This is a genomic window from Roseibium hamelinense (genome assembly GCF_007830545.1).
Lineage (GTDB): Bacteria > Pseudomonadota > Alphaproteobacteria > Rhizobiales > Stappiaceae > Roseibium > Roseibium hamelinense.
Genome location: NZ_VLLF01000008.1, coordinates 121083 through 141706 on the forward strand (window position 1 = coordinate 121083; position 20624 = coordinate 141706).

Below are 20624 nucleotides of genomic sequence, written 5' to 3' on the forward strand. Positions count from 1 at the left end.
TTTCTTTAGGGTATAGGAAGGAATATGAAATAGGCCATGTCTATATTATCGATAAATGAGCGTCGGCTGTGCGAGTGTACCATACAATCATATTCGCGGTTCTTATCTTCTTCCGGATCGTTCCGAGCGATGTCCGCGCCGAAACCATCGCCTTCGGGGTTGGCGAATGGAGCCCTTTTGTCGGCGAAAAACTTCATGACAAGGGTCTTTATTCAAAGCTTGTTGCAGAGTTTTTTGAAAAGAACGGATTTCAGGTTGCGCTGGAGTTTTATCCGTGGCGCCGGTCACTAGAGCTGGTTAGGAGTGGCACTTTGCCAGCAACATTTCCATGGTCATTCACTGAAGACCGGCAACCTGACTTTTACTATCCAAAGCGGCCAATCGGTTTTTTGAACGATGTGATCTATTATCGGCGCGACCGTTTCCCGAACGGCCTTACTATAAACTCCATAAATGACATCAGATCAAAAGGCTTAAGTGCTGTCGGCATATCTGATTACTGGTATCAAAATCCACTTAAAGAAGCTGGAATTGAGTACCACGAAGTAAGCTATGACGAACAAGCGTGGAAAATGCTCGCACTCGGCCGTGTCGATATTTTCATTGAAAATGATGTTGTCGGAGACCGACGCAAAGCAAGTGTCTTGCAGAACATGTCAACCGTTATAGACCGGAGCGAACCGTTCAGACGCGTCCCTGTTTTCATACTGTTCAGCAAAAAGCATCCTCTCGGCAAAAAGATGATGGATGTTTGGGATGCCCGGCCATCTGTGAACTGATTTTTCTATCTCGGGTCTTCCCCTAAGTCACCCTGAGCAAACTGGTCCGCCAAACCGGCAAAATCGGTAGGCGGCCTAGACGACGCAGGCTAACTGGAATATTGACCATTGGGAGGAATTCTCGGTGGCGGCTACCCACCCAATTTGAACAAACGCGCGTCAACGGACACGCAAACACACGGCTTATTTGATGGCAACGGAACGGTACAATGCGCGCGAGGTCGAAGCTCGCTGGCAGGAAACTTGGAACGAAAAAGACGTCTTCGTCACTCACAATGACGATCCCCGCGACAAATATTATGTTCTGGAGATGTTCCCCTACCCGTCTGGCCGAATTCACATGGGCCATGTGCGTAACTACGCAATGGGCGACGTTGTGGCGCGGTTCAAACGAGCCATGGATTTCAATGTCCTCCATCCGATGGGTTGGGACGCGTTTGGTATGCCAGCTGAAAATGCGGCCATGCAGAACAATGTGCATCCCAAAGATTGGACCTATCAGAACATTGCCACGATGCGTGACCAGCTCAAAATCATGGGTTTGTCCCTTGATTGGAGCCGTGAATTTGCGACCTGTGACGTAGCATACTACACCCAGCAGCAACGCTTATTTTTGAAGTTTTTGGACGCAGGCCTCGTTTATCGCAAAAACGCAAAGGTCAACTGGGACCCGGTCGATATGACCGTGCTTGCCAACGAACAGGTGATCGACGGTCGCGGCTGGCGTTCGGGTGCCCTCGTCGAACAGCGAGAACTCACTCAATGGTTCTTCAAAATTTCTGACTATTCTGAAGACCTTCTGGAGGCAATCGATACGCTGGATCGCTGGCCGGACAAAGTCCGCCTGATGCAAAAGAACTGGATTGGACGCTCGGAAGGATTGCGCGTCCGTTTCGAGTTTTTCGGAGCCGCCCCAACTGGCGACACAACCCTGGAAATTTTCACTACTCGTCCAGATACGTTGTTTGGCGCTTCTTTCATGGGCCTGTCACCGGATCATCCGATTTCGATCAAGCTTGCGGAGACAAACCCGGAGTTGCAAAGCTTCATTGATGAGTGTCGCAGGGTCGGCACTTCGGAAGAAGCAATTGAAAAGGCGGAGAAAAAGGGCATTGATACTGGGCTGCGGGTCAAGCATCCGCTTGATGCCTCTATCGAACTGCCCGTCTATGTCGCAAACTTTATCCTGATCGACTACGGCACAGGTGCAATCTTCGCCTGTCCGGCTCATGATCAACGCGATCTGGATTTTGCCCGCAAATACGGCCTGAACGTCAAACCGGTGGTGCTACCCAAAGACGCAGATCCAGCAACTTTCGAAATCGAAGACGAAGCATTCACGGAAGACGGAACAATCTTCAATTCCGGCTTTATGAACGGGATGACGATTGCCGATGCCAAGCAGGCCGTTGCCGAGAAACTCGAAAGAACTCAGGTCAACGGACAGGCTCAAGCCAAACGGCAAGTAAACTACCGGTTGCGCGATTGGGGTATTTCCCGTCAGAGGTATTGGGGTTGTCCAATCCCAGTCATCCATTGCGACAGCTGCGGCGTGGTTCCTGAAAAGTATGAAAACCTGCCGGTTAAACTTCCAGACGACATTAATTTCGACAAGCCGGGCAATCCGCTCGACAGACATCCTACCTGGCGCGAAACATCATGTCCGAACTGCGGCAAACCTGCAAAACGCGAAAGCGATACTATGGATACCTTTGTGGATTCGTCCTGGTATTTCGCGCGCTTCACGGCACCTGGTTGCGACCAGCCAACAGACCCTGATGCTGCTACCAAATGGCTGCCAGTCGATCAGTATATAGGCGGGATTGAACATGCGATCCTTCACCTCCTGTATTCACGTTTCTTTACCCGGGCGATGCAGAAGGTCGGTGCCGTCGATTTGAAGGAGCCCTTCAAAGGACTTTTCACACAAGGCATGGTGACCCACGAGACCTACAAGTCGGACCAAGGCGAATGGTTGAGCCCTGCAGAGATCAAAATCAATGAAACAAACGGCAACCGCATAGCAGTCCACGCCGACAGCGGACTACCGGTGACCATCGGCGCCATCGAAAAGATGTCCAAGTCGAAGAAAAACACGGTTGATCCCACCGACATCATCGAAACCTACGGCGCTGATACCGCCCGGTGGTTTATGTTGTCCGATTCCCCGCCGGAACGAGACGTCATTTGGACTGAAGAAGGTGTCCAAGGATCTTGGCGTTTTGTGCAGCGTGTGTGGCGGCTGGTGAACGATCTGGCGACGAACGCTCGCCGTCACGAGATTGATCTTGCAAAATCTAACGGCAAAGCGTTAGACCTGCGCCGAGCTACGCACAAGACGCTGGATGGCGTAACCAAGGATCTTGAGGCGCTCGGATTCAATAGGGCGGTAGCGAAACTCTACGAATTTACCAACGTTATTGGAAAAGCCGCTCAGCAGGCCGGAAAAGACCAACAGCTTGATGCCTGTCTTTACGAAGCTGCCGAGTGTCTGGTGCAAATGTTTGCTCCGATGATGCCTCATTTGGCGGAAGAATGCTGGTCGGTTTTGGGCCACAAGGTGCTTGTTTCACAGGCTAAATGGCCATCCGTCGAGAAAACACTCTTAATCGACGAAACCATAACCATGCCGGTCCAGATCAACGGCAAACGCCGGGGCGAAATTTCTGTACCAAGGGAAGCTTCCAAAGAGGACGTCGAAGCAGCTACTCTTCAAGAGGACTTTGTCAAACGAGCTTTGGATGGCAATCCGCCCCGTAAGGTAATAGTGGTTCCACAAAGGATCGTGAATGTCGTTGCCTAGCCAACTCACAAATCAGTTTCAGAGGAAGGCAAGTATTCTGCTGTGCCTTGCTGGTGTCCTCGCGGCGTTAACAGCGTGCCAGGTACGCCCGCTTTATGGCTCCCTGAACGGACAGACTGGGACATCAATCGTATCCACGGACCTTGCCGCAACTGAAATTGAACCGATCGATAGCCAGTACGCGAATTCTGACACGGTCCGGGTGCTCTACAACGAACTCCTTTACAATTTTGAGCGCGGCGCTGATCGTTCGATTAAGAGGTTCCGGCTTGAGGTCTTAGTCGACCTCAACAGCGCAGAGGTTGGCGTCGAACGCCTCGCGGACGTACCTTCAGCTTATACCACAACCCTCACCGCGAGTTTTGTTTTGAGCGATATTGCCTCGAACACAACACTCTATACCGGAAAATCGTTTGCTACAGCATCATACGACTTTTCAAATCAGCGCTTCGCCAACCAGCGCGCTTCCAAAGACGCCCAAGAGCGAGTGGCCCGCATAGTCGCAGATGACATTCAAGCGCGTTTGGCCGGGTATTTCGCAGAGCAGTCTACAGGCAACAGTTAGCAAGGAAGCTGCCCGACCGTGACCCTCCTAAAAGCCGGAGAAATAGAGCGGCTCATTTCAAATCCGCCAGAGAACATGGGACCCGTACTCATTTTCGGGCCAGATACGGGACTTGTGGCTGAACGGGCAGAAAAGCTGGTAACCAACGCATCAACAGGCAACGAAGACCCATTCAGCCTTGTAAAATTGGATGCTAGCGGATTGGTCTCGGACCCGAATCGATTGATCGACGAAGTTCTGACAATTCCTTTGTTTGGCGGCAAGCGCGTTATATGGGTTAAAGATGCGAGCGGAAAGAACCTTATACCAGCAGTTGAAGCCATTCTGAAACCTGGAAACTGTCCGGCGACCGTTGTTATTGAGGGTGGGGACCTCAAAAAAGGAACAGGCCTCCGGAAACTTTTCGAAACCAATAAGCATGCGACAGCCATACCGTGTTACGCCGACAATGACCGCGGCGTTGACATACTTATTGATCAAGAAACTCGCGAAGCGAATGTTTCAATTTCCAGAGAAGCGCGCACTGCCCTGCATGCACTTTTGGGTGCAGATAGATTGGCAAGTCGAGGAGAACTAAAAAAACTTTGTCTCTATGCGTTTAAAAAAGGGCGCATAGAGACCGGCGATATTGAAGCAATTATCGGGGATGCGTCCGCTCTTGAAACGTCCGAGCTCATTGATGCGGCAGCAACAGGCGATGTAGCGGGTCTTGATCATGGGCTTGAACGTCTGACACACGCAGGTTCGAAAGCTACAATTCTCGCGAACCAGACCCTGAAACACTTTCAAAGTCTTCATCGTATGCGTGCAGATGTCGATAGTGGCAAATCAGTCCGACAGGTAGTTGAGAGTCAAAGACCACCCATCTTTTTCAGCCGCCGTCCATCAATAATCCGCCAACTTTCGGTCTGGTCATCGAAAGACACTCAAAAAGCAATGGAACTTCTTTCGCAAGCAACCAGCACTTCCAGGCGAAATGATGAACTTAGTGTCGCAATCGTTTCCGATGTACTCCTAACGCTTTCCAGGGTCGCGAAATCGCGCAGCAATCGCGGTCACGCATAAATTGGGGTCTAAAACCTTTAGCGAACTTCTACGCCAAGTTTTCTACAAAGTTCGTCAAGCTGCTCAAGCGATGTGTATTTGATTTTCAAATCGCCCGTCTCTTTTCCAGGTTTGTGCCCAACGGATACCTTCAAGCCCAAGCTTTCTGAAAGCCTTTTTTCAAGTGACTTAGTATCTGCATCTTTTTCCGTTTTTCCGGAAGATGCCTTTTTATTACCCTTCAACCGATCAAGAGCATCCGGATCTTGCGCCAGTTTCTCCGCGTCTCGGACAGTAAGGCCTTTTTCAACAATCAACTCTGCTAAAGCTGCCGGATCATCGACCGTAATCAGCGCCCTTGCATGTCCTGCCGTCAGCAATCCTTCCGCAAGATAGTCCTTGACCGAATTAGGTAGTTTAAGCAGGCGCATCGTGTTGGCGACGTGGCTTCGGCTCTTTCCTATGACTTTTGCAAGCTCGCCTTGACTGTACTGAAATTCGGCTGTGAGCTGGTCATATCCCATTGCCTCTTCAATCGGATTGAGATCCGCGCGCTGCACGTTTTCAATGATTGCGAGCTCCAAAGCCTCTTGATCTGTCACATCGCGCACGATGATCGGCGCTTCATGTAAGCCAGCCTTTTGGGCAGCACGCCAGCGACGCTCTCCAGCTATAATTTCGTACCGGTCGGCACTCCCTGCTGCCGGACGAACAAGAATAGGCTGAACGATACCTTTTGCCTTAAGCGACTCCGTAAGATCGGCAAGATCTTTTTCTGTAAAGGTTTTCCGTGGGTTCCGCGGGTTCGGAGACAAGTGCTCGATCGGCACTTTCTTGCTATCCCTTGGAAGTCTTTCCGGTTCAACCGTTTCCTGTTGTACGGAATCACCGATTAACGCTGCCAACCCGCGTCCCAAGCGTTTGTTTTTAGCTTTCTCATCAGCCATGGCTTACCTGCATTTTATTTTGTTATTTTGAACCTATTGGCCGTGCCGGCGTGTGCACGTCGAAAGAAACATCCCGTATCCGAATCAAATTAGGCGGCAACCGGACGCATCTCTCTTTCGCGCTGGATGATTTCCGAGGCTAAACGGAGGTAAGCTTGGCTCCCGGCACATTTCAAGTCATAGAGCAATGCTGGCTTTCCATAGGACGGGGCCTCCGATATCCGGACGTTCCGCGGGATGATGGTCTCGTAAACAGCATCGCCCATTGTAGCCCGAACGTCGGCAACCACCTGACTCGAGAGATTGTTCCGGCTGTCATACATCGTCAGCACAATCCCATGAATTGTCAGTTCAGAATTCAAGGCCCCTCTCACCTGCTCAACGGTGCTAAGGAGCTGACTGAGACCCTCAAGAGCAAAGAACTCGCATTGGAGTGGAACCAGGATGCTATGCGCAGCTGACAATGCGTTGATGGTCAATAGATTCAGCGAGGGTGGGCAATCCACGAGAACATAAGAGATTCCGAGTTCCCTGAATAGACGCGATTTGGTTAGGCCCTCAATTGCATTCCTCAGCCGATATGCGCGATCCCCGCTCGATGCAATTTCAAGCTCCAGACCTAGAAGATCCATTGTTGACGGCGCTACCCAGAGGCGAGGAACGGCGGTTTCTTTTACCGCCTCCTCGAGCGCACAGTCGCCGCTCAATACATCGTAAGTAGACATACTGCGGTCTCGCCGCTCAATACCGAGACCAGTCGATGCGTTGCCCTGGGGATCCAAGTCGATCACCAGAACGCGCTCCCCGATAGCAGCAAGCGCTGTCCCAAGGTTAATCGCGGTCGTTGTCTTGCCAACGCCACCTTTTTGGTTTGCAAGACATAAGACTCGTGGAGAATCTGGAAGTTTGCTCATCGGGCAGAACCTTCCTCCCTAGTAGGCCGGGTAGAGATTTCAGATAACAGAAGCATCCGGCTCGATGGATCAATGATGCTCTTCTTTTCTACCAGATCAAATGACCAAGCGTGAGACGCTTCGTTAACTTCCCGTTGAAAATCTTGACCTTTGTGGAAAACAGCCTTTGCTCCCCGCATGGTAAAAGGTGATGCGAGCTGAAGGAGCGATGTTAAACCTGCTAGAGCCCGAGCAGAAACGGCATCCACCTGTTCATTGGAAAGTTCTTTCGATACCGATTCGATCCGGCCAGGATGAACAGCACCAGGCGCGCCTGTTTCTCGCAAAGCTGTCCGCAAGAAAGCCGCCTTACGTTGGTTGCTCTCGATCAAATGGACCTTCGCACCAACGGTTTCGGCCAGAAGAATTGCGGTGACAATCCCTGGAAACCCTCCTCCACTCCCAATATCGACCCAAACACGCGCATCCGGCAGGATCGAAACGGTTTGCATGCTATCAACAACGTGCCTGCGCCAAATGTCAGGAATTGTAGATGGTGCGATAAGGTTTTGAGCGGGCTGCCACTTGAGGACGAGATCGACATAGATTTGAAGTCTCTTTGCTGTTTCACGTGAAACATCCCCATACTTATACACAAGATCCACAGTGCCTGCAGCCAACATCGAACCCATTCTACGCAGCACCCCGCTCTGCCTGCCGCCGTTTTAGGTGAGATAATAACAGGGTAAGTGCAGCCGGCGTCATACCGTCCAAGCGAGACGCTTGCCCCAATGATGACGGCCGAGCGCTCAACAGCTTTTGCTTTAGTTCATTCGACAAACCAGCAAGAATTTCATAATCGAAATCGCTCGGTATCGATATCGCCTCATCCCGCTTGAGCGCGGCGATATCTGAAGCCTGACGTTCTAAATAAACAGCATATAAAGCGTCAATGGCCGCTTGTTCACCAATCTTCTGATCAATGCCCGAAATTTCTGGCCATAAAACCGTCAAGTCCGCAAATGAGATGTTGGGGTAGGAAAGCAAATCGAATGCTGTCCGACGGACCCCATCCTGATTGACAGCAACGCCTTTTTTTGCGGCCTCGGCAGGTGTAACCGACAAAGCCTTCAATAGAGTAGACGCTTCCCGAATTCCTTGCATTTTTGTTTCGAAAGCGACTCGACGTCGATGAGATATGCATCCGATCTCAATGCCAAATGGTGTCAAACGCTGATCCGCATTATCTGCGCGGAGAGATAAGCGATATTCTGCCCGCGACGTGAACATCCGGTAGGGCTCGGTTATACCTCGAGTTACCAGGTCATCAATCATCACCCCAATATACCCCTGTGAGCGACCAACCACGATTGGATCCCGGTTGCCGGATTGAAGCGCGGCATTGACACCTGCGATAAGACCTTGAGCCCCAGCCTCTTCATAACCTGTTGTCCCGTTGATCTGACCCGCAAGGAAAAGGCCCGGGCATTTACGGGCCTCGAGCGTCGTCTTCAATTCACGTGGATCAACATGATCGTATTCGATCGCATATCCGGCTTGACGGACTGCTACCTTCTCCAGACCTGGGATTGTCTTCAAAAACGCGATTTGGGCGTCTTCAGGGAGGGAAGTCGAAATACCGTTTGGATAGATGGTATGGTCATCCAACCCTTCGGGCTCAAGAAAAACCTGGTGGCCGTCCCTGTCCCCAAACCGTACAATCTTATCTTCAATCGAAGGACAATATCGCGGACCTCTTCCCTTTATCTCTCCGGAGTACATAGCTGAACGATGAAGATTCTCGCGAATAATACGATGGGTTTCTGGCGTGGTCCTGGTGATGTGGCAAGGGACCTGCCGTGTGACGATACGCCCGGTTAATGTTGAAAAAGGTACCGGGTCCTCATCACCGGGTTGTTCTTCCACCCGGCTCCAGTCGATAGTCCGTCCGTCCAACCGTGCCGGTGTTCCGGTTTTCAATCGACCTAGGTTAAAACCAACAGCTTCCAGAGATGCAGACAGTCCAACAGCGGGCGCTTCGCCCTGCCGCCCAGCTGGAATTTTCCTATCGCCGATATGGATCATGCCTTGAAGAAAAGTACCGGTCGTCAAAACAACGGCTTTGCATTCGATTTTTTGTCCGTCTGATAGAACCAAACCGGATACGGAACCATCTGCCGCGCGAATAATATCGCTGGCTTCCGCCTCGACAACAGTCAGCAGAGATAACTCAGATATCTCTTTTTGCATCGCTTGACGATAAAGCTTTCGGTCCGCCTGAGCTCTAGGGCCGCGGACCGCAGGCCCTTTTCGCCTATTCAACATGCGAAATTGAATACCGGCCTGGTCAGCAACACGACCCATCAGTCCGTCAAGAGCATCTATTTCACGAACAAGATGACCTTTTCCAAGACCGCCAATTGCTGGATTGCAAGACATCACCCCGATAGTGTCAAAACGATGCGTCACTAGAGCGGTAGCAGCACCTAAGCGTGCCGCAGACGCTGCTGCTTCGCATCCGGCATGACCACCACCGATCACCACAACATCGAATTTCGTATTTGGACTTCCCATATCCAAACTCACCACCTGAATCGCTGAAAGGGTAGCGTTTGACGCTACAAACAAAATGCAAAGGATCAACAGCAGCTTTGCGAAAGATGCCGGATTACTGACAGCGCCTTTGACCCCGCCAAAAAACTTTGAAACTGTATACCGCTCAGCTTGTGGTCGGTCAAAGCTTTTAGGATTAAATGGCAATTGGAGGCGCAGTCAGATGATTCACGTGAAACATAATGGGGCAAATGCGCCAACCTGATTCACGTGAAACACTATTTCCCGATACAAAAATCCCGAAAGACAACATCCAGCAAATCTTCAACATCAATCCGGCCTGTGATACGGCCCAAAGCGTTCGCAGCCCGCCGTAGATCCTCTGCCCGCAATTCCTCTGGCAAATGCCGACTTTCGACCGCGTCGTATAGCGCCGCCTGACAGTCGCGCAACAAATATCTATGCCGTTCTCTTGTCGCTACCGCAGATACTCCAATAGACAGGGTCTCTTTTGCAAAATGCGCAAGACTGTCCACCAGACCATCCAGACCATTTTTAGTCCGAGTTGATACCGATAAATCCTTTATCGTTTCGGATGAGTCCCGAAAGTTGTTTTGGCCATCGTCTTGCTTCGTAAACACCTCCCATACCGGAATGCCACTATCCTCCGGACTGAATGACAGAAATTCACCTGCCGACTGGTAGGCAAGACCACCTGGTTCTTTAAGCCACAAGATGAGATCGGCATCAGAGGCGCGACCGATCGCACGACGTATCCCCTCCTGTTCAATCACTCCTCGGGTATCACGCAACCCAGCTGTATCTACGAGGGTCAGTGGGTACCCAAAAAGATCGAGATGCACCTCAATTACATCGCGGGTCGTTCCTGCTTCTTCCGTAACAATAGCAACATCCCGTCCTGCGAGCGCGTTCAGAAGACTGGATTTTCCAGCATTGGGTGCACCCATCAACACCACTTGAAGCCCTGTGCGGATACGCTCCCCGTTTCTGGATTTATCTAAATGAGCCTGTATTTGACTTGCGAGTTCCGCAGCTTCTTGCCAGACTTCGGAGGCCACGCTTCCGGGAACATCATCTTCATCAGCAAAATCGATATCGGCTTCAATCATCGCACGCATATGGATAAGCCGTTTGCGCCAGTCGTCGTAGATATTCCCCAACGCTCCACCCATCTGGCGAAGCGCTTGCCGGCGCTGCATCTCAGTCTCGGCAGCTATTAGATCAGAAAGTCCTTCCACTTCGGTCAGATCCAAACGCCCGTTGTGAAAAGCCCTCCGGGTGAACTCACCAGCCTCTGCGGGCCGGCAATTTGGTTGGCTGGAGACCGCATTAAGCACAGCAGAAACGACTGCGCGCCCGCCATGACAATGGAGCTCCGCGACATCTTCACCCGTGAAACTGCTCGGCGCCTCAAACACGAATACCAGAGCCTCATCCAAAACTGTCTCAGACCCCGGACTTTTCAAACGTCTTAAACCCGCCTTCCGGACCTCGGGAACATCCCCGCAAAGTGCTTTGACCACACGGAGCGTTTCAGGCCCAGATATGCGGATAACCGCTACACCGGATGGTACCGCACCACTTGAAAGTGCAAATATTGTATCGCGCATGTCTGAATGTACTCGTCTGGTATCGAAGTCACATTGCTCTGCCAAAATAAACTGCATTGCTGATCTGTGATGCAGGAGAAACTTGGAATCGGTCCGCTACCATTCCGGAGCCGATTCAATCATCGAATCGTTACGCCTGCTGTTTCACGTGAATCATTTCGTCCATCAAGCCTTGGAAGACCTGAATTCATCGTGTGTCACTTTATATAAAACATGCCAGGATAACGGGTGTTTCTCAGGTAGTGTTGGTATTTGAAAATCATCAGTTTTCGAGTACCGCATTCCCAGTCGTTCCATCACCCGGATAGATGGCAGATTTTGACGCGCAGTAAAGGATACAATTTCTTTTAGCTCTAACGTGTCGAAGCCGAATCGAAGCCATTCTCCGGCGGCCTCGGTGGCATAACCTTTTCCCCATGCTGCCTTTTTTAAACGCCACCCTATCTCGATACATGGAGCGAAGGACAAAGCATCGGAGAAACGCGGAATACTCAGACCAACAAATCCTAGAAATTCACTGCTATCTCTTTTCTCTATTGGGGCGAAACAAAACCCATCTCGAGTTGTCTTTTCCATTGCTGTCCACACAACAGATGCAGCCTCATCGTAAGACAAGGTTTTAGGAAAAAACCGCATAACGTGCGGATCAGCACATAACTCGGCAAATGGGTCGATGTCCTTTTTCAACCACGGCCGTATTAAAAGCCTTTCTGTTTGCAGGAAAATATCTGACATGATAGCTCCTTTCGGATCCGACTCGATACACATGAGTCAAAAACGCAAAAGGCGCGAAGTCACCCCCCGCGCCTAATTTGTACAATCCAATCTTGTTCCGATCAGGTGTTCATGCTGTCGAAGAATTCATCATTCGATTTGGTCTGTTTGAGCTTATCAAGCAGAAACTCGATCGCATCCACCGTTCCCATCGGGTTCAGAATACGGCGCAATACGAATGTTTTCTTCAAACGCTCCGCTGGGACCAGCAATTCCTCTTTCCGCGTGCCAGACCGTTGAATGTCAATAGCGGGATAAACACGCTTGTCAGAGATCTTGCGATCCAAGATGATCTCGGAATTACCCGTTCCTTTAAACTCTTCGAATATAACCTCATCCATTCGGCTGCCGGTATCAATCAGAGCCGTCGCGATGATCGTGAGCGAACCACCTTCTTCAATATTCCTGGCTGCACCAAAAAAACGCTTGGGGCGTTGTAATGCGTTTGCATCCACGCCACCTGTCAGCACCTTACCGGATGAAGGAACTACGGTGTTATAGGCACGTCCTAAGCGCGTTATCGAATCAAGAAGGATTACAACGTCGCGGCCATGTTCAGTCAGACGTTTCGCCTTTTCTATAACCATCTCCGCCACTTGGACGTGACGGGATGCCGGCTCGTCGAATGTAGAAGATACCACCTCACCATTCACTGTCCGCTGCATATCCGTCACCTCTTCCGGACGTTCATCAATGAGCAGAACGATCAGATAGCATTCAGGATGATTGGTCGTTATGGACTGCGCGATATTTTGCAAGAAGACGGTTTTACCGGTTCGAGGCGGTGCCGTTATCAGACCACGCTGGCCTTTCCCAAGCGGGGCGACAAGATCTATTACCCTAGAGGAAAGATCTTTGCGAGTCGGATCCTCGATTTCCATCTTGAACCGCTCATCTGGGTAAAGCGGTGTAAGATTATCGAAATGAACCTTATGACGCGCTTTGTCCGGATCTTCGAAGTTGATCGTGTTGACTTTCAAAAGCGCAAAATATCTTTCGCCCTCTTTTGGACTGCGTATCTGTCCCTCAACCGTATCGCCGGTGCGCAAGGAAAAACGCCGGATCTGGGACGGGGAAACGTAGATATCATCGGGACCGGGAAGATAGTTCGCATCCGGCGACCGAAGAAATCCAAAGCCATCCTGCAAAACCTCTACGACGCCTTCACCGATTATATCGACATCTTGCGCAGCAAGGTTTTTAAGTATAGCGAACATCAGCTCCTGCTTTCGCATGGTGCTGGCGTTTTCTACCTCAAGTTCTTCAGCGAATTGAAGAAGCTCTGTTGGTGTTTTTTCTTTGAGATCTTTGAGTTTCATTTCCCGCATCAATTGGGGTCGTTTCTGTTGATGTAAATTCGGAAGGAACTTCTGATGCTTTTCAGATGTAAGGATTCAGAAGTTTGCTGAAGGAACTGCCAGACGTCTTGAACAGACATTGGTCTCTGACCGATACACGATAACGAAAGATCGGTGACTATATTGAGCGGGTGGAAGATAAGCTCTTTTTATTTTAAGCGCAAGGCTTCAAATGGCCGTGGAGAAGCAGACTTCAGCAGCCTGCCTCTCCGTATCACCAGAAGTTTTAGGGACTAAAAGGGTTTCACGATGACAAGAATAACGATTACCACCATGAGAACAGTGGGTAGTTCATTGAGCACTCGGTAAAATTTTGCTGTCTTAGTGTTTTGATCGTTAGCAAATTTTCGAACACATCCAGCCAAATAACCATGAGCAGCAGACATGAGTACAACGAGAAGCAACTTGGCGTGAAACCAACCCTGAGAGAAAGCACCACTTTCTACTGCAACCCATAAACCAAAAACCCAAGACGCGATCATCGCGGGCGTCATGATGGCTTTCAAAAGACGCCGTTCCATAATTTTGAAGGTTTCGGATTGAACCGAACCAACTTCAGCTGAGACATGGTACACAAACAACCGCGGTAGGTATAATATTGCAGCCATCCAGGCGATGATCGAAATAACGTGGGCTGCCTTGATCCAGCTATAGAGATCCATCAACTAGCCCTCACGTACCAATTCGACCATTCTGGCAACATTTTGCGGATCTGCATCCGGCGTTACCCCATGCCCGAGATTAAAAATCAACGGCCCGTTATTGAACGTCCTCAAGATGTGGCGAACGCCCTCTTCAAGAGCCGCGCCGCCCGCTACCAAACGCATTGGATCCAAGTTTCCTTGGATGGGTAGTTTCTTTTGAAGATCCAAGGCAATCGCATCTGGAGCGGTCCAGTCAAATCCGATAGCGCTCACACCAGTTTTTTCGGCAAATTTAGCTGATCGCGCTGAAGAAGCTTTCGGGAAGCCGATGATTTTTGCGTCCGGACGCGTCGACTTCACACCGTCCACGATGGCCTTTGTCGGGGCGATACACCACTTTTCAAAGCCGGCATCATCCAGAACGCCAGCCCACGTGTCAAATATTTGGACCGCGTCAGCTCCAGCGTCCAATTGTCTGAGTAAATATCTAATGGACGCTTGAACTAGCTGATCTATGAATGCATCCATCAAACCAGGATCACGATAGGCACCAACACGGGCGGCAACCTGATCCTGGGTCGTATGCCCTGCCACTGAATAACATGCCACGGTCCAGGGAGCCCCGCAGAAACCTAAGAGTGTCGTTTCCTCAGGAAGCTCTGCCCTCAGCCGTGAAACAGTCTCTATGACCGGTTTCAGATGATCTTCTGCCTTTTGCTGCTCTAGGCCATTGACCAATTTTTCGGACAGCGGCTCCAGAACTGGTCCACGGCCTTCTTCAAAACGAACTGGATAGCCAATTGCATCAGGTACTACGAAAATGTCCGAAAACAGGATGGATGCGTCAAAACCATAACGGCGAATAGGTTGAAGTGTAACTTCAGTAGCAAGGTCAGGTGTATAACAGAAGCTGAGGAAATCCGGGGCTTTTGCTCTCACTTCCCGATATTCCGGCAGATAGCGTCCTGCCTGCCGCATCATCCAGATTGGGGGAGGCCAGATTGTCTCTCCTGAGAGAACTTTCATAACGGCTCTGTCTTGAGACTTCATAAGGAGCTGGCCCTTTCACACACTTAAAACAAATAAAGATTCTAATTTTGAATCTGTTTTTTCTTATTGTGTGTGAAGTACCGGGATCCTTTGCTGTCCACAATCACCCACACCCAATTGCCTGACAGGATAAATTGTCTCATGTCTTGGACAAGTTATCCTCCACAAGAGTCGATAACCCAAAAAACTTCGAAACTGCAACCGCTTATTCGATTATTTACCTTTCGTTAATAAATTGGACGCCTGGTGGAAAAGCTGTCGAAAAGAAAGACCCTTGTCAAAATCCACTGCTCGCTTTTTCATTTCGGACCGACTCGATTTCGAATACAACGCTGTTCATAATTTTCTGCGAATGAGGATAACGTCTTATGCATTGCCCGTCAGCGTGACACCTTCCCCATTTGATCAACAGAGCTGGGGATGAGTGCGTGAATAAGAACCGGCACTATTTTCATCTGCATCTTGTATCAGACTCGACCGGCGAGACCTTGATGACGGTCGCCAGAGCTGCAACTGCCCAATACGAGAACATCCAAGAAATAGAGCATGTGTATCCGTTGGTTCGTAGCCACAAGCAGCTCGACCGTGTCATTTCCGAAATTGAATCAGCGCCTGGCATCGTTCTGTACACACTGGTCGACACTGAAATATCCAGTCGATTAGAGCGAATATGCCGGGAACTAGGCGTTCCTTTCGTCAATATCCTTGACCCGGTATTTGCAGTTTTTCAGTCATATTTGAATGTGACCCAGACTCACCGGGTTGGCGGTCAGCATGAGTTGGACGCTGAATACTTTAAGCGGATGGAAGCGCTAAACTACACAATGATGCACGATGATGGACAGCTCTGGGAGGGCTTGGCAGCGGCGGATATTGTGCTTGTTGGTATCTCAAGAACCTCGAAGACGCCGACCTGCATCTATCTTGCAAATCGCGGAATTAAGGCAGCCAACGTCCCGTTAATTCCCAATATACCGGTGCCGCATCAATTGCTTGCGCTTGAAGGAAAGCTGATTGTCGGGCTTGTTGCCTCGGCAGAACGTATCCAACAGATTAGGCGAAACAGGGTGCTGTCATTAAACTCTGAAGGCTACAATGACAGTTATACCGATCGCAAAGAAATTGCGCAGGAAATCAACATGACGCGGCGGCTTTGCTCGGAACACGACTGGCCAATCATTGATGTGACACGCCGGTCGGTCGAAGAAACAGCAGCAGAGATCTTGACCTTGTATAAGGATCACAAGCTCCGCAACTAGTTGGAAAATGCGATTTTGAGATCGGGATTGATATGACACTCGTTTTGGCAAGCGGAAGTAAAATTAGGGCGGAACTTTTGAAGAACGCCGGCTTGAAGTTTGATGTGGCACCGGCCGATGTCGACGAGCGCGCTGTAGAACAACCCCTCTTGGAGAGTGGATTTCCGCCAGAAGATCTTGCGATTGTTCTTGCCGAGGCAAAAGCGAATTCAGTCAGCGAAGAACGGCCAGGCGATTTGGTCATCGGAGCGGATCAAATTCTCGCTTACGATGGTAAACGGTTCACAAAACCAGAATCTATGGAAGCGGCCCGTCGTCAATTGTTGGCGTTTTCCGGAAAGACTCATGAATTGCTATCAGCCGTCGTTATATCGAAAGATGGTGAAGCAATCTGGCGAAATGTGTCCGTGGCCAGGATGCATATGCGATCTTTCTCGCCGAAATTTGTCGGGCAATATCTAGCGCAAGTTGGGAATGAAGCGCTTTCGAGCGTTGGGGCATATCAGTTGGAGGGGCCCGGTATTCAACTTTTTGAACAGATCGACGGTGACTACTTCACTGTCCTGGGCCTGCCAATGTTTCCGCTTCTGGCGAAGCTCCGAGATCTCGGAGTGATTGAAGTATGATGGGAACAAAACGCGCTGCGGTCACTGGATGGCCAGTCGACCAGTCCCGTTCTCCAATTATTCACGGGTATTGGCTTGATAAACTGGGCATCGATGGAAGCTATGAGCGCATCGCGGTCGAACCATCAAATGCCGAAGCTTTCTATAGATCGTTCTGCGATACGGGGTTGACCGGCTGCAACGTGACCGTTCCGCACAAGGAAACAGCGGCGCTGGCATGCGATTGGTTGGATCCTGTTGCACTTGCTATGGGGGCAGCAAATACACTTTGGCTCAGCGAAGATGGCAAATTATGCGGTGCAAACACTGATGGGCTTGGATTTCTTGCAAATCTTGATCAGGTACAGCCGGGTTGGGATTCAAACAAAAATTCAGCAATCGTCTTGGGTGCAGGTGGAGCAGCCAGAGCAATTGTGTGGAGTCTGCTCCATCGGGGTTTTCGAGCCGTGCATATCGTGAACAGAACAGTCGAGAAAGCATTACAATTGCGTGATGAATTTGGAGCCAAAACGACGGCACACGGCTTTGGAACGTTTGTGGAGTTACTGGGGACAGCCGATCTTCTTGTGAACACAACGGCGCTCGGGATGACCGGGAAACCACCGCTAAATTTAGATCTTGCCAAACTTCCAAAAAACACGCTTGTGACTGATATCGTCTATGTACCTCTTGAAACCGAGTTGCTCCGAACTGCTCGACTGCGGGGAAACCGAACCGTAAATGGGCTTGGCATGCTTCTTCATCAAGCCGTACCTGGTTTCGAAAGATGGTTTGGCCAGCGCCCTGTCGTTGATCAGACGCTGTACGATCTGATTGTGACAGATCTGGAGACGTCAAAGTGATCCGGATAGGCCTCACCGGGTCAATCGGGATGGGCAAGTCGACCACGGCGAGAATGTTCGCTGAGCAGGGTGTTCCTGTTTATGATGCCGATGCTTCAGTTCACCGGCTTTATGAGGGAGCGGCAGTGCCTCTCGTTGAGGCACAGTTTCCCGGAACAACCGCTGACGGAAAAGTTGATAGAAAACTCCTATCGGAATACGTGGTTGGAAAGCCTAACGAGATGAAAAAGCTCGAGGCGATTATCCATCCACTTGTCAAACAGGAAGAAAATGCGTTCCTTGCAAATGCCCGCAAAGCGGAAAGATCTGCCGTTGTGCTGGACATACCGCTGTTGATCGAAAGCGGAGCTCTCAACCGAGTTGACTTGATTGTTGTTGTCACCGCGGACCCGGATATCCAGAAAAGACGTGTTATGGATCGTCCAGGAATGACCGATCAGACATTTCGGGCAATTCTGTCAAAACAGATGCCTGATGCTGAGAAACGGCGCAGAGCTCATTTTATAATCGATACGGGACTAGGTATTGACGCTGCGCAACGAGCTGTAAAGTCGATCTTAAGAGCCATAGCTGGCCGCTAACTCTATTCCTGTTGTGTAATTCTTGAGCAATATACAAGTTGCTTGGCGGTTATTTCTAGGCATGCAGCATCTTGGTCAACAAACATCGGAGCTTCGCGTTCTACAGCGGCTTCATCATTCACTGTTGCGTGGCTTTCCGCCGCTGTCTTGATAATTGTGCGTGCACCATCGGACCATTCCCAAGTTTCTGTCGCTGATGTGGCATTAGCAATGACCTTAATTGTACAAGGTCCAACTTTTTGGATCTCTTGTGCTGAAATTCGCATACAGATTGCAGACCAAATTTCGGGCCCGCCCGCGGCAGCGACATTGAGACTAAAACCCAATGCCAAAAGCGTCGAAATCCCCACTATCCATTGTTTGATTATTTGAAACTCCAACAAAAATACAGGAATGTCGATAGGGGACAGCCAAGGAGAGGCTGGCAATCTTCTAGGCCAATTGAGATCAATTTCCCTCGACCTTACAGCACATTGAATGGATTGAAATGCGCGAAATTTCTTTTGATACAGAAACAACGGGCCTCAATCCAAGGGGAGGCGATCGCTTGGTTGAAATTGGCGGCGTCGAACTTTTCAATCATGTTCCTACCGGCAATTCCTATCACGTTTACATTAATCCTGAGCGGGACATGCCGATTGAGGCATTCAACGTACATGGGTTGTCAGCCGAGTTTTTGAGTGACAAGCCATTGTTTGCAGACGTGGCCGACGCGTTTTTGGATTTTGTGGCTGACGCAACGCTGGTAATCCATAATGCCGCGTTCGATATGGGTTTCATTAATATGGAACTCGAGCGGGCGGGAAAACGGACCATTCCGAACACCCAGGTCATAGATACACTCGATATTGCCAGGCGAAAGCACCCTGCAGGTCCAAACTCTCTCGATGCATTGTGTAATCGGTACGGCATCGATAATTCGCGCCGGATTAAACACGGTGCTCTGCTCGATGCGGAGATCCTGGCTGAAGTTTATCTCGAGCTAATTGGCGGCAAGCAAACCGCGTTGCGCCTAACACCAGAAAACGACAGCGTTAGGAAACAAGAAAACAGCTCTTCTGGGCAAAATGAGTTTGGTGAACTAGGGCCATTCTCTGCCCGCCAAAGGCCGCAACCACTTGCCCATTCCATTTCATCAGCTGAGTTCAAAGCACATTCAGATTTTGTGGAAGGCATGGGAGACGCGGCGCTTTGGAAGAAGTACGCCGCATCTTCAGTCGAAGGCTGACATCGAGCCCTCATTGTTAAAGCATAGATGGCAAGACGCGGTCGGGTGGCCTGTGTCCATCCATAAAAGTTTTGATATTGATGATGACTTTTTCGCCCATTTCGATCCGGCCTTCTATCGTTGCCGATCCCATGTGGGGCAGAAGAACCACATTCTCCAGTTTCGCAAGCTTCGGATTGACGGCTGGTTCGTGTTCAAACACGTCAAGCCCTGCCCCAGCCAGTTCCCCGGCATCCAGCATGCGTATTAATGCATTTTCATCAATGACTTCGCCACGGGCTGTATTGACTATGAATGCGTCCGGTTTCATCAGTTTAAGCCGGCGCGCTGACAGCAAATGAAATGTTCCTGGCGTGTGCGGACAGTGAACGGACACGACATCCATGCGTGCCAGCATTTGGTCGAGACTTTCCCAATAGGTTGCCTCTAGTTCCTCTTCGATACCGGGGCTGACACGGCGGCGATTGTGGTAGTGGATCGACATTCCGAAGGCTTTTGCGCGTCGGGCAACGGCCTGGCCGATACGACCCATACCAACAATGCCGAGCCGTTTGCCCCAAATCCGGTGCCCGAGCATCCAAGTTGGGGACCAGCCGGCCCAATCGCCGGCTTTGAGTGCTTCAATGCCTGCTGCCAGTCTTCTCGGAACGCCCAAAATGAGGGCCATCGTCATATCTGCAGTGTCTTCCGTCAGAACACCCGGTGTGTTGGTCACGTTGATGCCGCGATTGTTCGCTGTGACAACATCAATGTTGTCGACACCGTTTCCGAAATTCGCGATTAATTTCAGTTTTTCGCCCGCCTGGGACAGGACAGCAGAATCAACACGGTCGGTAACTGTGGGTACCAGGACATCGGCCCCTCTAACCGCTTCGACCAATTCTGCCTGGCTGAACGGCTTGTCGCTCTCATTGAGCCGTGTTTCGAAGAGTTCCCGCATTCGGGTCTCAACAACTTCCGGCAATTTCCGGGTCACGACAACGATGGGCTTCTTTTTTGCCATGCCTATGCCTTCTGCGTATCGTTGAGGCCCTGTTAACCACAACG

Annotated in this window: 20 protein-coding genes; 9 read left to right on the top strand and 11 right to left on the bottom strand. The window is 50.4% G+C overall.

The genetic code is table 11. The features are described from left to right. Positions 1-74: 74 nt before the first annotated feature. From JM93_RS16130 to holA, 4 genes are all read left to right on the top strand, one after another. On the top strand, positions 75-779 hold the full coding sequence (locus JM93_RS16130) for a substrate-binding periplasmic protein (RefSeq protein WP_155197575.1): 705 nt from the start codon (positions 75-77) through the stop codon (positions 777-779). 190 nt (positions 780-969) lie between these two features. After that, positions 970-3582 carry a leucine--tRNA ligase gene (leuS, locus tag JM93_RS16135; protein ID WP_145345529.1) on the top strand — a complete coding sequence of 871 codons (2613 nt, stop codon included), beginning with the start codon at positions 970-972 and terminating at the stop codon, positions 3580-3582. Beyond that, the gene (locus JM93_RS16140; protein ID WP_145345531.1) at positions 3569-4147 is read left to right on the top strand and encodes a hypothetical protein; all 579 of its coding nucleotides are present in this window, start codon (positions 3569-3571) and stop codon (positions 4145-4147) included. Before leuS ends, JM93_RS16140 begins: the two co-directional genes overlap by 14 nt. 18 nt (positions 4148-4165) lie before the next feature. Continuing rightward, positions 4166-5212, top strand: a complete 1047-nt coding sequence (gene holA / locus JM93_RS16145; RefSeq protein ID WP_145345533.1) for a DNA polymerase III subunit delta — start codon at positions 4166-4168, stop codon at positions 5210-5212. Positions 5213-5229: 17 nt separating this feature from the next. On the opposite strand, the gene JM93_RS16150 is transcribed toward holA, so the two are convergent. The 9 genes from JM93_RS16150 to hemE form a co-directional block, all read right to left on the bottom strand. Next, the gene (locus tag JM93_RS16150) at positions 5230-6138 is read right to left on the bottom strand and encodes a ParB/RepB/Spo0J family partition protein (protein WP_145345535.1); all 909 of its coding nucleotides are present in this window, start codon (positions 6136-6138) and stop codon (positions 5230-5232) included. Positions 6139-6227: 89 nt separating this feature from the next. After that, positions 6228-7052 carry a ParA family protein gene (locus tag JM93_RS16155; RefSeq protein WP_145345537.1) on the bottom strand — a complete coding sequence of 275 codons (825 nt, stop codon included), beginning with the start codon at positions 7050-7052 and terminating at the stop codon, positions 6228-6230. Beyond that, a complete protein-coding gene (gene rsmG, locus JM93_RS16160) occupies positions 7049-7714 on the bottom strand; it encodes a 16S rRNA (guanine(527)-N(7))-methyltransferase RsmG (protein ID WP_145345539.1) in 666 nt (221 codons plus the stop codon). Before rsmG ends, JM93_RS16155 begins: the two co-directional genes overlap by 4 nt. A gap of 10 nt (positions 7715-7724) precedes the next feature. After that, positions 7725-9605, bottom strand: a complete 1881-nt coding sequence (gene mnmG / locus JM93_RS16165; RefSeq protein ID WP_145345822.1) for a tRNA uridine-5-carboxymethylaminomethyl(34) synthesis enzyme MnmG — start codon at positions 9603-9605, stop codon at positions 7725-7727. A 257-nt stretch (positions 9606-9862) separates the two neighbouring features. Further along, positions 9863-11215, bottom strand: a complete 1353-nt coding sequence (gene mnmE / locus JM93_RS16170; RefSeq protein WP_145345542.1) for a tRNA uridine-5-carboxymethylaminomethyl(34) synthesis GTPase MnmE — start codon at positions 11213-11215, stop codon at positions 9863-9865. Positions 11216-11380: 165 nt separating this feature from the next. Further along, positions 11381-11950, bottom strand: a complete 570-nt coding sequence (locus tag JM93_RS16175) for a GNAT family N-acetyltransferase (protein ID WP_145345544.1) — start codon at positions 11948-11950, stop codon at positions 11381-11383. 101 nt (positions 11951-12051) lie between these two features. Then, positions 12052-13317, bottom strand: coding sequence for a transcription termination factor Rho (gene rho / locus JM93_RS16180; RefSeq protein ID WP_145345546.1), 1266 nt, complete (start codon positions 13315-13317; stop codon positions 12052-12054). A 263-nt stretch (positions 13318-13580) separates the two neighbouring features. Then, positions 13581-14009: a protoporphyrinogen oxidase HemJ gene (hemJ, locus tag JM93_RS16185; RefSeq protein WP_145345824.1), complete on the bottom strand. Its 429-nt coding sequence runs from the start codon at positions 14007-14009 to the stop codon at positions 13581-13583. A gap of 3 nt (positions 14010-14012) precedes the next feature. Next, a complete protein-coding gene (gene hemE, locus JM93_RS16190) occupies positions 14013-15041 on the bottom strand; it encodes a uroporphyrinogen decarboxylase (RefSeq protein ID WP_145345548.1) in 1029 nt (342 codons plus the stop codon). Positions 15042-15469: 428 nt separating this feature from the next. Between hemE and JM93_RS16195 the strand changes: the two genes are divergently transcribed. Genes JM93_RS16195 through coaE form a run of 4 tightly spaced genes read left to right on the top strand, consistent with a single transcriptional unit; the run spans position 15470 to position 18349 of the window. Further along, positions 15470-16300 carry a pyruvate, water dikinase regulatory protein gene (locus tag JM93_RS16195; protein WP_145345550.1) on the top strand — a complete coding sequence of 277 codons (831 nt, stop codon included), beginning with the start codon at positions 15470-15472 and terminating at the stop codon, positions 16298-16300. 26 nt (positions 16301-16326) lie between these two features. Further along, positions 16327-16926: a Maf-like protein gene (locus tag JM93_RS16200; protein WP_208995248.1), complete on the top strand. Its 600-nt coding sequence runs from the start codon at positions 16327-16329 to the stop codon at positions 16924-16926. Continuing rightward, positions 16923-17768, top strand: coding sequence for a shikimate dehydrogenase (locus JM93_RS16205; protein WP_145345554.1), 846 nt, complete (start codon positions 16923-16925; stop codon positions 17766-17768). Before JM93_RS16200 ends, JM93_RS16205 begins: the two co-directional genes overlap by 4 nt. Continuing rightward, entirely contained in the window at positions 17765-18349 is a 585-nt protein-coding gene (gene coaE / locus JM93_RS16210; protein WP_145345556.1) for a dephospho-CoA kinase, read from the top strand. Before JM93_RS16205 ends, coaE begins: the two co-directional genes overlap by 4 nt. 2 nt (positions 18350-18351) lie before the next feature. Here coaE and JM93_RS16215 read toward each other — a convergent pair whose 3' ends face one another. Then, on the bottom strand, positions 18352-18777 hold the full coding sequence (locus JM93_RS16215; protein WP_145345558.1) for a hypothetical protein: 426 nt from the start codon (positions 18775-18777) through the stop codon (positions 18352-18354). A 59-nt stretch (positions 18778-18836) separates the two neighbouring features. Between JM93_RS16215 and dnaQ the strand changes: the two genes are divergently transcribed. Then, the gene (gene dnaQ / locus JM93_RS16220) at positions 18837-19577 is read left to right on the top strand and encodes a DNA polymerase III subunit epsilon (RefSeq protein ID WP_145345560.1); all 741 of its coding nucleotides are present in this window, start codon (positions 18837-18839) and stop codon (positions 19575-19577) included. Between the two features lie 16 nt (positions 19578-19593). Here the strand turns inward: dnaQ and JM93_RS16225 are convergent, their stop codons facing one another. Beyond that, positions 19594-20580, bottom strand: a complete 987-nt coding sequence (locus JM93_RS16225) for a 2-hydroxyacid dehydrogenase (RefSeq protein ID WP_145345562.1) — start codon at positions 20578-20580, stop codon at positions 19594-19596. Positions 20581-20624 lie beyond the last annotated feature (44 nt).

What these genes read in the sequence shown, in the direction of transcription:
- leuS (WP_145345529.1), top strand. Translation starts at nt 970, where the DNA reads ATGGCAACGGAACGGTACAATGCGCGCGAGGTCGAAGCTCGCTGGCAG.
- JM93_RS16140 (WP_145345531.1), top strand. Translation starts at nt 3,569, where the DNA reads ATGTCGTTGCCTAGCCAACTCACAAATCAGTTTCAGAGGAAGGCAAGT.
- JM93_RS16150 (WP_145345535.1), bottom strand. Translation starts at nt 6,138, where the DNA reads ATGGCTGATGAGAAAGCTAAAAACAAACGCTTGGGACGCGGGTTGGCA.
- JM93_RS16155 (WP_145345537.1), bottom strand. Translation starts at nt 7,052, where the DNA reads ATGAGCAAACTTCCAGATTCTCCACGAGTCTTATGTCTTGCAAACCAA.
- rsmG (WP_145345539.1), bottom strand. Translation starts at nt 7,714, where the DNA reads ATGTTGGCTGCAGGCACTGTGGATCTTGTGTATAAGTATGGGGATGTT.
- mnmG (WP_145345822.1), bottom strand. Translation starts at nt 9,605, where the DNA reads ATGGGAAGTCCAAATACGAAATTCGATGTTGTGGTGATCGGTGGTGGT.
- mnmE (WP_145345542.1), bottom strand. Translation starts at nt 11,215, where the DNA reads ATGCGCGATACAATATTTGCACTTTCAAGTGGTGCGGTACCATCCGGT.
- JM93_RS16175 (WP_145345544.1), bottom strand. Translation starts at nt 11,950, where the DNA reads ATGTCAGATATTTTCCTGCAAACAGAAAGGCTTTTAATACGGCCGTGG.
- rho (WP_145345546.1), bottom strand. Translation starts at nt 13,317, where the DNA reads ATGCGGGAAATGAAACTCAAAGATCTCAAAGAAAAAACACCAACAGAG.
- hemJ (WP_145345824.1), bottom strand. Translation starts at nt 14,009, where the DNA reads ATGGATCTCTATAGCTGGATCAAGGCAGCCCACGTTATTTCGATCATC.
- hemE (WP_145345548.1), bottom strand. Translation starts at nt 15,041, where the DNA reads ATGAAGTCTCAAGACAGAGCCGTTATGAAAGTTCTCTCAGGAGAGACA.
- JM93_RS16205 (WP_145345554.1), top strand. Translation starts at nt 16,923, where the DNA reads ATGATGGGAACAAAACGCGCTGCGGTCACTGGATGGCCAGTCGACCAG.
- dnaQ (WP_145345560.1), top strand. Translation starts at nt 18,837, where the DNA reads ATGCGCGAAATTTCTTTTGATACAGAAACAACGGGCCTCAATCCAAGG.
- JM93_RS16225 (WP_145345562.1), bottom strand. Translation starts at nt 20,580, where the DNA reads ATGGCAAAAAAGAAGCCCATCGTTGTCGTGACCCGGAAATTGCCGGAA.